The sequence below is a fragment of the Bradyrhizobium sp. PRIMUS42 genome (assembly GCF_023006515.1).
Taxonomy (GTDB): domain Bacteria; phylum Pseudomonadota; class Alphaproteobacteria; order Rhizobiales; family Xanthobacteraceae; genus Bradyrhizobium.
Genome location: NZ_JALBGZ010000014.1, coordinates 22,522 through 33,848, shown reverse-complemented (window position 1 = coordinate 33,848; position 11,327 = coordinate 22,522). Strand labels below are relative to the sequence as shown.

Below are 11,327 nucleotides of genomic sequence, written 5' to 3'. Positions count from 1 at the left end.
GCCACAAGCACGGTGACGCCGGGAACGGTTCCCTTGTCGATCGCGCGCTTGAAGGCGTCCGACATGGCCTGCAGGCGCGGCCGCGACAGCCCAAGCGTCTCCGGCTGGGCCTCCGGCAAGGGCGGGGTGTGGATTGCGGAGGCGGCTGTCGTGGCAGCTTGGGCGTTCATAAGGGCTCCCGGGCTCTTGTTTTTTGGTCGGGAAAGTGTGGCCAGAAACCCCGGTACAAACAAGCGAAGCGGGCGCGGTTCACCCTTGCAAACCGGCCACCCTCTGTGCTTGAAAGCGGCCCTGATCCCAAGGCGACGCGGGGTCTGTAGGAGTGTAGCTCAATTGGTAGAGCACCGGTCTCCAAAACCGGGGGTCGCAGGTTCGAGCCCTGCCACTCCTGCCAGTCAAATCAATCACTTAGATCAGATGCTGGCGGGATAGGGACGAGGACGTCCCGCGGGCGAATCGCCACGAGCCGACACGTACCCTTGATTTCGAGTGCGAGGCCCGGCGAGGCGTCGCCTAGCGCGCCGGAGCCCGTTCCGCGTCGGTAGGCACCTGGCTGCGGTCGACGTCCCGGATGGGAACGCGGCGCAGCAGCGAGACGATGGTGGCGCCGAGCTCGAAATAGGTGCGCAGCCGCAGCGCACGGGACGAGCCCTTCAGCTCCGCGTTCAGGCTCACCGGCACCTGCACGTAGGTGAGGCCGAGCTGCAGCAGCGAGATCAACGCGCAGATCTGATAACCGTAGCCGTCGGCCTTGACCGCGATCTGGCGCAGCCATTTCACGGGGTAGACGATCATGCTGTGGTAGTCGGACAGCCAGAACCCGAACAGGCAGTTCAGGATGAACCGCAGCGAATGCGACTGCAGCGAGCGGTTGACGGAGCGGTCCGACTGGTTGTCGCGATAGGTGATGACGAGGTCCGCGGCGCCCGCCGCCTTGAACATCCGGGCAATACCCTCGTTCTGAAAGGCGTGATCGCCCGGAATGAGAGTGATCGCATCGAATTTCGCGCGCGACAGGGCGTATTCGAAGCCAGCACCGACACCACGTCGCTCGGCGTTATGATGCACGATGATGCGGGGCTCGCCGGCAGCAAACTCGTCCATGATCGCGCCGGTGCCGTCGGTGCTGCCGTCGTCGATCAGGAAAATCTCGAAATCGTCGAGCAACTCGCGGGCAAGCGGCAACACGCCCTCGATGGTGTCGGCGATCTTGTCCTGCTCGTTCAGCGCAGGAATGACGATCGTAAGCCGTTTTGCCGCCCTGGAAGGTGTCATCTCATGCCGCCTGTTGCCGGCCACTCTTTACTGGTGGAACCCTGGCGCAACTCTAGGTCATCTGAGCCGGGCGAACAATAAGGGGCCCGCAGATATGCCCCGTACAACCGGCATGAATCCGGCGATGTGTGTGTTCTGCGCAACTAATCCGAAAAATCATAGAGACTGGTATCGCCGATGCCGAAGGCGCGGCGCAGCTGTCCGACGCGGCCTGCCAGGGTCCGGCCCGCCGCGGTCGCCGCGAAGTGTGAATCGACCGGTTCGACCAGGCCGCTATCGACCAGGTTCCCAATTCGTCCCTGGAACAGAGCTGGAACCTGCCGTTCGACGATGTCCGAAAGCGGAGCCCTCCGCTCAGGCCGGTGGATCACGCTGAGCAGAATGTCCAGGGAAACCGATTTGTACACTGCGCCAAAAGCGAAGACGTAACCCATGACGCAAAACCCGAAAATCGACGCGGCGTCCCAGTACTGAAATTGCGTGACGACGAAGATTCCGAGCATCACGCCGAGACCATGGGTGACGATTGCGGCGATCGCGAGCAGCATCACGGCTCCAAGCGTCCATCCGCGAGCGCGGGCCATCAACTGCAAGGCAGGGGCCAGCAGGGCGAACATGACGGCAGCGAAGAGACCGACAACGAAGGACATCGTGGCCGCTCACCCAAGTCCGGTCGACAGACGGACGAATTTGACGAGACGCGCGATCGCCACGCCCTTGGCCGTTGGCGTAAGGCTGCCGTCTGCCGTGATCACCATCCCTGCGCCGACGAGGAGCTTCAGGCGGTTGTGTGTGAAGGTGCCGAGATCTCCGCCCTGCATGTAGGCGACCGCCCATTGCTCGAGGGTGAGGGGGCGCCCCGCCTGGACGAGTGCCGTGAGCAGCGTCAGCGTAAAGCCCCAGGCCAGCAGGCTGAACAGGATGTAGCAAAACATCATCGCCGTCCCCAACAGGAACAGACCGCCAAGCACGTCGTCGAAACGGCGTTGGCCGGGGAGCGCGATGCAGGCGATCGCGTAAAAGGCGATGATGCTGACGCAGCCGAGCCGGAAGCGGCGGCCGGATCCGCCGGTGGCAGCGATGCGCGCGTAGCACAGCAGCAGCAGCGGCAGCGCGACACTGAGACCAATCGCAGCGGCTTGCGCCGGGCCCGGTAGCATGTTCATTGCGGAAAATCGTCCCGGACGCCTCTCAGGCCCAGCCTGAGCAAAAGTCTATAGGAGGTCGTATTTTTCGGGTCAAGGGAGCCCGTCATCCCGCCCTTGCGGACGTCATCTGGGCGTGCGAATCCTTGCCGGCGATGCCGTTCCTCCGTCCGAGATGCCCCATTGCTGCGTGCGATAATCGTCCTCCTTGTCGTCTTGCTGGCTGCGCATGCGCCGATGCTCCTGAACGACGGTCTCTTCATGGACGACTGGCTCGTGCTCAAGCCGCGTCCGGACTATTTCATCGACATCGATTTCCTGCTGAACGGCGCCGGTCATCCGATCTTCTACAGCTACGACACGTTCGCGAACTGGACGGGCGCCCCGGTCGCCGTGATGGTCTCGCTGGCGTTCGCTGGAATCGTCTTCGGCGCAATATCGCTGGCGTTGACGGCAACGCGCCTCAATCTGCTCGACCGCGCCGAGGCGGTCGGTTTCGCGCTGATGGTCTGGACCTATCCCGGCTATCAGCTTTGGGCGGGCAAGGCGAACGCGGTCTACGTCTTCAGCTATGGCCTCCTGTTCGTCGGTGCAGGGTTGTTGACGCTGGCCTTCAGCGCCCGCGGTCTGCGGCGCATGTTGCTTCGCGCAGGCTGTGCGCTCGTGTTCCTGCTGAGCTTCGCGCTCAACTCGACGATCGTGCTCTATGCCTTCGTGGTGCTCGGCCTCTTCGTTGCGATATGGCGGGGCGGGAGCGCGGCGGACGGCTTCGTTCGTCGCACGTGGCTCGCATCCTGGCGCTGCGCCCTTGGCTATCCGGAATTGATGGTGCTGCCCCTGATCTACTGGGGCACGCTCAATATCTGGTTCAAACGGATCGGCGTGTATACGCAGCACTATGATGCGCATTTCCCGACCTTGCGCGAGCTGGCTGGGGGATGGGGGGCATTTTTCGTCACCGGCTACAGGGACGTCGTGGCCCACGCGATCCGGGCGGCAATTCAGGTTCCGGCGCTCTTCATCTTGGCCGCGATGCTCGTCGGCATCGTCTTGCTGTTGCTGCGTCCCGCCAGGAAGCCGACCACGTCCAGACTAGCGATCGCCTTGCCGCTCGTGCTCGCCCTGATCTTGTTCCTCGCACTATCATCGCCCTATTTGATCGCCGGCCTGCGGCCGTCATCCACGCATTTCTACGAGAGCCGTCATCTGCTGATGTTCGGCCTGCCCTCGGCGCTCACGTTGCTTGCATTCAAGCGACAGGCCGAACGCTGGATCAGCCCCGGCGCCGCCTTGGCGGTCGTGTTCGGGCCGGCCTTGATCATGTCGATCGGCATGCTGTGGAGCGACTACGTCTTCATGCAGGCGAGAACGCTGAAGCAGGAGGCGCTGGCGCGCGATCTTGCCGGCCGGGTCCAGCCCGCGGCGACGGTCTATGCGCTCGACGATGGTTTTTTCGACTACCCGTCTCGGCATGTGCCGTTCGGCCTCGCCGAGGTCACCGGCATGCTCCGCCTTGCCTGGGGCAATCAGCCCTTCTTCGGATTTGCGCTGCGCGCGGAGCGACCCGACATCCTGCGGGGAATGGACGAGGCGAGGAAGGCTCCGGGAAGCGCGTTTCATCATTTCGATCCGACGGGGCCGCAGGCAACGATCTCGTTCCAGCCGGGCCCTGGAGCCGCGCCGAACCATACCTTGGTGCGAAAATACTATACGTGCCGGCTGCTGGCGCGCTGCGACGTTGCGGAGTTCCTAACGCAGCTTGCGCAGGTCACGATCAAGCTCGGGCCCATCGCGGGCATCCTGCCGGTCGAGACAGACGCCGCGCCTAGCCGCTAGCGCGCTGTTTCCAAACCGTCTCCGCAAGCGCGATGTCGGTCACCGAATCCTCGCCGGAGGCCAGCGGTGCGCCGCGCGCCGCGATATCGGAAACGAAGGCGTCGGCCTGGCGCCGGAACGCCCAGCTCTTTTCACCCGTCAGGTGCGTGCTCTGACCATCGTGATCGACGATGACCTCCGCCTCCTGCTCGGCAAAGGGTGGGGGCAATTCGAGGGTCACTGCGCCGCGCTCGAAGTCGATCGTCAGTCCCTCGCGCCAGGTGCCCTCCGACCCGTTCACGAGATCCAGCGTGCAGGCGATGCCGCCGAAGTCGAGCGTGATGCGACCGGCGCCAGTAGCCTCGATCGCACTTTCGGCGACCGTCGGCGACGACCCGAGCAGGTAGCGCGCCAGATTGATGATATGGCTGAAGACGTTCAGAAAATTGTCGTAGCCGGGACGCATCGCGCGCGGCATCCAGTCGGGACCATCCTGCCAGAGCTCGAGCCCGTCCGGCCGCGCTTCGCCGGTCATCACGAAATTATCGTGCGACCGGCCAGTGTCGCCGCCGAAGCACCAGCCTTTTGCCCGCACGATGCGTCCGAGCGACCGGTCGTTGCGTAAGCGCGTCAGCATCTGCAGCGCTCGTGCCACACCGGCATCGTGACGCTTCATGTAGCCGATGCTGTAGACGAGGTTTTGCTGCCGCGCAGCTTCGACCAGCGACATGGCCTGGGCCGTCGTGTAGGCCATCGGCTTTTCCGAGAGCACGTGCCGGCCGCTGCTCAAGGCGTCCAGCACGATCGGTCCGGTGGCACGACGCTTCGTCACGACGACGACGGCGGATACCGCGCTGTCTGCGAGCAGCTCGCGATGCGTGCCGTAAACCCGGGGGATGCCGAACTTCTGCGCTGCGGCGGCAGCGAGGTCCGGCCGGAGATCGGCGATCGCGACGACACGGCAGGCTGGATTGGCTGCGAAATTGGCGAGGTGGCACATCTGGCCGACCATGCCCGTTCCGATGATGCCAATGCCTGGCCTCACTGGCTACGATCCCTTGAAGCGTTTCCGGACGACGAGGAAATGCGCCGGCTGTCCCCAGGTGTTGATGAAGGCTGGATCCGATTGGGTGAGGGCGGTGACCGCGGATGCGTCCCGCTGCCCGATCGCGCCGAAGATGCGATGGAAACTGTCGAGCGTCGCAATCATGGCTTCGATGTCGGCAGGATCGTCGGCGAGAATGTCGCTCGTCCGGATCGTCTCGCGCAGGGATGCGAGGCCCGCGACCACGCGCGGCAGGCTCTCGCCGAATGGATCGTCGATCATCGCATCGACGTCGAGGACCAGCGCCTCGATCGATGCCGAGATCGCCTGCACAGCATCGGCCTTGCCGACCAGATAGAGCTTTCGCCCGCCGAGGAAGCTCAGGCGGCTGCGGTCGAGATGCCGTGCGGCGCGACGCAGCTTCTCGTCACCGGGCAGGACCTTCTTGTGCCAGTAGATGTCCAAGCTGTCGCGATAGGCGGGCCATGCCGAATGGACGTCGAATCCCTGTTCATGCGCCGCGGTGCACAAGGCGGCCGCATCGAGGAAGTAGCGATGCCGGACGAACGGATTTTCGAGCACGTCCATCAGCCAGGATTCGAAGCTGCGCGTGTGCGGGATGCTGTTCCACTTCGCCTCGAACAGCGTCTTCGCCGTTTCGAGCGCAGCGCGACCAGTCATTGCCTTGCCGGCCGCATGGATCGCCTTGAGCGCAAGCTCGAAGAAGCCGCCATAGCGCTCGTAATAGGACACGACGGCGTAACCGTCCGGATTGAGCAGGCGGTGGAAGATGCCGAGCCACTTTTCGCTCGGCTGCACGGTGTAGATGAAGCCTTCAGCATCGATGATGTCGAAACCGCGGTCGCTGCCGAAGCCCTCGACATCGGCCAGTGCGAGCTGGCGGAGACGTTCGGTCAAGCCGAAATGCGCGAAATAGGCCTCGATCTTCGGATGTGCATGCCGGTTCGGTTCGGCGAGCGTCATGTTCGCGCCCCAGCCGGCAAACACCAGAGCGTTCTCGCCGGAATCGGGACCGAATTCGAGCACCTCGGCATCGCGGAACAGCCGCGGCGGCAGCACCAGCTTGTCCGAAAACAGTTCGCGACGCTGGCTGGCGTAGGCCTCTAGCTCGGTGGCCGACTTGAAATTCCCGAACGTCGGCAGAACATCCTGACGTTCGTAATAATTGAAGAGCTTGTCTTCAGCCATGCCGCGACCCTGCGGCCGCTTCGAGACGATCGAGCTCACTCCAGATGTCGGAGGGCGCGAAGATCGAAACGATCTGCAGCGGGCGCTTCACGCTCTCGCGCAGCCGGCTGCTGACCTTGGCTTCGTTTTCCTCGTTCACGGCGAGAAGACAGACCAGCGGCCCGGATTTGCCGGCGAGATCCTCGGGCGAACGGATCGGGATGCCGGTGCCGGGCAGGAACAACCCTTGGCGCTCCTTCTGATCGTCGACCGAGAGGTCGACGAGATCCGCCAGCTCGTGTGCGTTGGTGAAGGTACAGGCGCGGCAGCCGGCGCCGTAGATGGCGATCTCGGCACCGCTGGCGCGAGCTTTCGCGAGAATCGGGCGCAGACGTGCGCCATACTCTCTTGCGCGCTGACCGAATTTCTCGCCGACGCCGGATGGCGCAGGCGGCGGCGTGACCTTGCCCGCGGCGCGGCGGGCTGCGATGGCGAGGCTGCCGCCACTGAAATTGTATTTCTTCACGGACACCGCCTCGAAGCCGTGGCGCGCCAGCAGCGCGAGCAGGGTCGGTTCGGTGAAATAGCTGACGTGCTCCTCCCAGAGGACGGAAAGGTCTCCCGCCGTCGACCCGGGGGCGAAATCAGGCACGTCGATGAAGAGCAGTCCGTCGTCGCTGAGCGCGATCTTGACGCAGTCGAAGAAGTTCTCGAAATCGACGATGTGCTCCAGTACCTGGCGCGAGACGACGAGGTCGAACTTGCCGGCCTGAGCGACTGCGTCGTGGGCCATCTCCGGGCTGAGCATGTCGGCATAGACCTTGATGCCGCGCCCGCTGGCGATCTTGCCCGACACGGGATTGGGCTCGACGCCCACCAAAACCTTGGCACCGCGTTCGCGGAGCTTGTCCATGAACAGGCCGTCGTTGCATCCGATCTCGAACACGGACTGATGCTTGGAGAATTTCGCGATGGTGTCGAGCTCGTCCACCTGGTGCGGTTCGGGCTTCCAGCTGCTGAAATTGTAGTTGAACTGGCGGTACAGAATGTCGGGATCGATCGGCTTGACGATCTGAGGCAGGCCGCAATCGCCGCAGGCCAGCACCTCGAACGGATACCGTTCCTCCTGCTCGTTTCGGCTGTGCCGAAGCCGATGGGCAATCGGCATCAGTCCGAGGTCAATGACCGGACGCAGGTTGGTCGAATGGCAAAGGCGGCAATGGTCGGTCACGGCTTTAACTCTTTGCAGGAATAGCAAGGGAACGTCGGCACCCCGAGACGATACGCGGCGCAGTTGAAGCCTATATAGCCCCGCAGGCCGTGCCACAATTCTTAAGTTGCGCCGGGCGGGCTATTCACAACCCGGAGGTCCCCTGAAGCTGATACCCCGCGGCCTTCGTTGCGGGCTTGCCTCGCCGACATGCACGGAACCGGCGCGAAGTAGACCTAGTGGCAGGTCGTGAGCTGATCGAGAGCCGTGACGTCCGCTCGCTGGCCGGTGGGAGACAGACGGTGCTTCACCACCTCGAACGGCTCGATGCCGTAGGCCTGGCGGTAGATCGCCTTCGATCTCGCCCGGAGTGCGGAAACGCCGGCCTCGGCTTCGGGGCTCAGTGTCTGACCGCCATCCTTCCACGTCAACAGCCAGTAGTTCGGGGTCTCGCTATGTAGGGCGAATCTCTTCTCCAGTTCGGCGCTCTGAAAGAGATCGGAAAAGCCGTTGAGCCAGAAATCGCAATTCTGCTTCTGAACATAGAACAGCTTGACGTCGAGCGATCGAAGGGCGGCCTCTGCTGTATCGGCGGTCCCTAGTGCGATCTTCCTGAAGTCGCGCGCGACGTCGCTTTCATAGGTGTGGATGACCTTGCCGCGCGTGAGCAGCGGCGAGAAATAGCAGGGCACCATCGCGCGGTAGCCGTTGAGAGCAAGAATGCGATTTGCGCCGGTTGATTGCTGCAGTTCGTCACAGCGGCGCCAATTCTGGCTGACGCGCGGCATCTGCTCGAGCGGACGCCCCTGCACAAAAGCAATGGCCTGGTCATCCCTGAAGGTCTGCCAGGGATAGGTGGTGGTCATCCAGGCGCTGACGGCCAGAAGCGCGACGAGCACGGCAGAGGGAGTCAGGCGTCCCGAGAACCAGGCAAGCCCGAACCGCCGTAACAGAACCAAGCCCCAGCAAGCGATCCCGGCCGTCGCGAGCGGGAACAGCGCGTTAACGTGAATGGACAGTCTGATCAGGCTGGGAATGTTCAGCGTCATATCCAGCAGCCGGATGCTGGCGACGTAGGCGACAACGATGAAGAGACCTGCAGGATTGGGCAGCGGCGGCAACTTCGAGCCATCCGGTCGATCGCGACGGAGCTTTGACTCGACGAACGCGACGGCAGAGATTGCCAGCATGATGAGGAAAGCGACCGCGAGAACCGACCTGGCCTGTCTGAGGAAGGCGACAAGTCCCGCTTTGCTCAGGAAGTCGCTGACCTCCAGCGACTGTGCCAGCACAAAAAAATCCAGAATGTCGAGGCTGCCGAACTGCGAAAATCGTTCGACCGACACGACACGCCGAAAAAGCGAATATGGATTTGTCGCTGGAATTCCGAGATAGAAGTAATTGGCGGAAAACGCGAGGATGCATCCCGCAAGTGCTCCCAAACCCAGCAGGATGCTGGTGACGAGGCCGGGACGGTCTCGCTGAATTGTCTTGGTGAACATGCCCAGCGATGAGATCACGAAGACGATCGATGCGTACAGCGGATAGGAAGCGGCGACGGCAAGGCCGCAAATGCCGGCGGCCAACCTGTCGCGGCTTTGGGACGAGCGAATGACGACGAGGAGAAAATAGACGAAGAACGCCGCGGTCTGGAGGTGATATTTGCCGAACTCCATGATGTGGAGGCCAGCCTTGACGCTCGGCATCGTACGCGGCCACGCAAGCCCGAGGACGGCCAAGCCGACCGCGATCGGTATCATTGCGTCCTCCCACGGGCGTCCGAGAGCCCGCAACGGCACAACAATGCGGGCGAGCTCGAAGATGACCGCACCGATGCCGACGAAGTAGAGAAATGAAATGATCTGGGCGACGTGAGGAGGCAGAAACGTCGCCAGCAGCAAGTGCAGTCCGTTTCCGTGGCCGATCTCGAAGTCGGAGAAGATGGGATTGTCGGCCGCAAGCCAGATGCTGTGATTTCTCGCAACTTCGGCAAGATACGGCGCGTAGAGCTGCGGAACGTCGGTCGAAATGACGTCGGGCATGACGGCACGATCAAGAAACACCGTCGCCAGAAGCCAAAGGCCCAGTATCGAAATCGCGATCAGCGGAAAGGTCACGATGAATTTGCGCGTTGCCTTGAAGGTGAGAGTGTCCCACAAGAGAACCGCGATCGCAGATCCGAGAACGATTTGCGGATACAGAAGGGAAAGCGCGCCAAGTCCAAATCCCGCCAGCATCAGCGTGGCCGCGCCAACGAAGAATTCGTCCACTCGCTGAGCAGGTTCGTGCTTGATGAGGGAAAACGTCAGGCGGCCGGTCGCCATGATGAACCAGCCGAGATACGGCGTCAGCAAGATCCAGGCGACGACGTAAAATCGCGTTGTCCAGCCACCGTCGAAAATCAGCGTTCGGTAGGTATCCGCCCGGTTCAGACACCAGAGGGAAACGGCGGCCGGCGCGAAGACGAGGACGCGCCACCACAGCGCCTCGAGAACGGTGCGCAAATTCGCTCGGAAAATGGTCATTGCTTTGTCTGGTCCGCTGTCGCGTCGACGAAAAAAGAGCAGATCGACTGCAAGGGGATCAGTCGATTGGTTGCAGGATGAAAGGCTCGAAGGATAGTCATTTGCCGTTGCTAAATGGGCTTGGCGTCGGCTCGCTCGGCGGTGGCCCGCGCCTCGGCGGCGCTGAAATTGGCGCGCTCAGGCGCGATCAGCCATACCAGCCCACCGAACAGCCCGACGATCAGGCCGCCAAGGCCGAGCAAAACCGATATGGCAAGCGCCTTGTCGGATGCGATCGCAGCGAGGCCAAGCGCGGCAACCATTGCGCCTTCTCGCACGCCCCATCCTCCGATCGAGATCGGAACCGCGGACGACAGAATGACAAGCGGAACAAGGACGAACGCATCGAGCGCGGAGAGTGGCGCGTCGAGGCCGATCGCAAGGACATAACAGGCCGCGACGGTGATCAGATGGATGATGACGGCGGCCGCCATCAGCGTTCCCCGTGCTTCGGCCGCCAGCGGAGCCCTGACCAGCATCGCGAATTGCACGATCCCAGCCGGCAGAGCGGCGATGATGCGAGGCGGCCAGCGAGCCAGCATGAGCAGGGCGATCAGGCCGAAACACGCAATGACGAGAACGATGACGATCGCGAACAGGAGCGACTTGTCGTTGATCCGTTGCAGCAGGAACGGCATTCCTGCCAATATGACGGTACCAAGCGCCAGCAGCGCCAGAAAGCGATCGGCCACGATGCTGCTGATGGTCGGCGACCATTGCACGCCATGCCGCCGCAGCATCCAGATCCGGACCGCGTCGCCGCCTGCGGGCAGCACCTGGTTGAAAAAGGTGCTGACCATGAGAATGCGCCAGCCGGACAGCCAATCCAGGGGCACGTGCATGGCGCGAAGGATCAGGATCCAGCGGTGGCAAAGCACGAAGGTCTGGGCAAACAGCAGCAGCACCGCGAGTGCCAGCATGTCCAGTTTGACAGCGAGAAGATCGGCTTGCAGGGACGACAAATCCTGGGCCCGCAACAATACTACGAGGATGCCGATCGAGACGGCGAACTTGGCCAGAGTAACCAGTGCTTTTGCAGGCGGCTTCATCGGCTGGTCTCGTCCTCGATCATTCGCGGCGGGATC

Annotated in this window: 9 protein-coding genes, 1 tRNA gene and 1 pseudogene; 2 read left to right on the top strand and 9 right to left on the bottom strand. The window is 62.7% G+C overall.

The genetic code is table 11. The annotated features are described in order from the left end of the window. Window positions 1–170 (bottom strand): annotated as a pseudogene (locus MOV75_RS03340) (serine hydrolase); the annotation flags it as partial. Between the two features lie 148 nt (window positions 171–318). On the opposite strand from MOV75_RS03340, the gene MOV75_RS03335 reads away from it, so the two are divergent. Then, window positions 319–394 (top strand) — tRNA-Trp (locus MOV75_RS03335). 119 nt (window positions 395–513) lie between these two features. Here MOV75_RS03335 and MOV75_RS03330 read toward each other — a convergent pair. The 3 genes from MOV75_RS03330 to MOV75_RS03320 form a co-directional block, all read right to left on the bottom strand. Next, window positions 514–1,275: a glycosyltransferase family 2 protein gene (locus MOV75_RS03330; protein ID WP_246916999.1), complete on the bottom strand. Its 762-nt coding sequence runs from the start codon at window positions 1,273–1,275 to the stop codon at window positions 514–516. A gap of 143 nt (window positions 1,276–1,418) precedes the next feature. Next, complete coding sequence (locus MOV75_RS03325; protein ID WP_246916996.1) at window positions 1,419–1,925, bottom strand: hypothetical protein; 507 nt, start codon at window positions 1,923–1,925, stop codon at window positions 1,419–1,421. 9 nt (window positions 1,926–1,934) lie between these two features. Then, window positions 1,935–2,441, bottom strand: coding sequence for a hypothetical protein (locus MOV75_RS03320; protein WP_246916993.1), 507 nt, complete (start codon window positions 2,439–2,441; stop codon window positions 1,935–1,937). Between the two features lie 162 nt (window positions 2,442–2,603). On the opposite strand from MOV75_RS03320, the gene MOV75_RS03315 reads away from it, so the two are divergent. Next, complete coding sequence (locus tag MOV75_RS03315) at window positions 2,604–4,256, top strand: hypothetical protein (protein WP_246916990.1); 1,653 nt, start codon at window positions 2,604–2,606, stop codon at window positions 4,254–4,256. On the opposite strand, the gene MOV75_RS03310 is transcribed toward MOV75_RS03315, so the two are convergent. From MOV75_RS03310 to MOV75_RS03290, 5 genes are all read right to left on the bottom strand, one after another. Continuing rightward, window positions 4,246–5,280: a Gfo/Idh/MocA family protein gene (locus MOV75_RS03310; RefSeq protein WP_246916987.1), complete on the bottom strand. Its 1,035-nt coding sequence runs from the start codon at window positions 5,278–5,280 to the stop codon at window positions 4,246–4,248. The genes MOV75_RS03315 and MOV75_RS03310 overlap by 11 nt on opposite strands. A 3-nt stretch (window positions 5,281–5,283) precedes the next feature. Next, the gene (locus MOV75_RS03305; protein ID WP_246916984.1) at window positions 5,284–6,489 is read right to left on the bottom strand and encodes a class I SAM-dependent methyltransferase; all 1,206 of its coding nucleotides are present in this window, start codon (window positions 6,487–6,489) and stop codon (window positions 5,284–5,286) included. Further along, window positions 6,482–7,699, bottom strand: coding sequence for a class I SAM-dependent methyltransferase (locus MOV75_RS03300; RefSeq protein WP_246916980.1), 1,218 nt, complete (start codon window positions 7,697–7,699; stop codon window positions 6,482–6,484). The genes MOV75_RS03305 and MOV75_RS03300 overlap by 8 nt, the downstream gene beginning before the upstream one ends. Window positions 7,700–7,914: 215 nt before the next feature. Continuing rightward, window positions 7,915–10,203, bottom strand: a complete 2,289-nt coding sequence (locus MOV75_RS03295; RefSeq protein WP_246916977.1) for a hypothetical protein — start codon at window positions 10,201–10,203, stop codon at window positions 7,915–7,917. Window positions 10,204–10,313: 110 nt separating this feature from the next. Beyond that, entirely contained in the window at window positions 10,314–11,291 is a 978-nt protein-coding gene (locus tag MOV75_RS03290; RefSeq protein ID WP_246916972.1) for a lysylphosphatidylglycerol synthase transmembrane domain-containing protein, read from the bottom strand. Window positions 11,292–11,327: the final 36 nt, after the last annotated feature.

Coding starts and splice junctions, on each gene's coding strand:
- MOV75_RS03330 (WP_246916999.1), bottom strand. CDS start 1,275: ATGACACCTTCCAGGGCGGCAAAACGGCTTACGATCGTCATTCCTGCG.
- MOV75_RS03325 (WP_246916996.1), bottom strand. CDS start 1,925: ATGTCCTTCGTTGTCGGTCTCTTCGCTGCCGTCATGTTCGCCCTGCTG.
- MOV75_RS03320 (WP_246916993.1), bottom strand. CDS start 2,441: ATGAACATGCTACCGGGCCCGGCGCAAGCCGCTGCGATTGGTCTCAGT.
- MOV75_RS03305 (WP_246916984.1), bottom strand. CDS start 6,489: ATGGCTGAAGACAAGCTCTTCAATTATTACGAACGTCAGGATGTTCTG.
- MOV75_RS03295 (WP_246916977.1), bottom strand. CDS start 10,203: ATGACCATTTTCCGAGCGAATTTGCGCACCGTTCTCGAGGCGCTGTGG.
- MOV75_RS03290 (WP_246916972.1), bottom strand. CDS start 11,291: ATGAAGCCGCCTGCAAAAGCACTGGTTACTCTGGCCAAGTTCGCCGTC.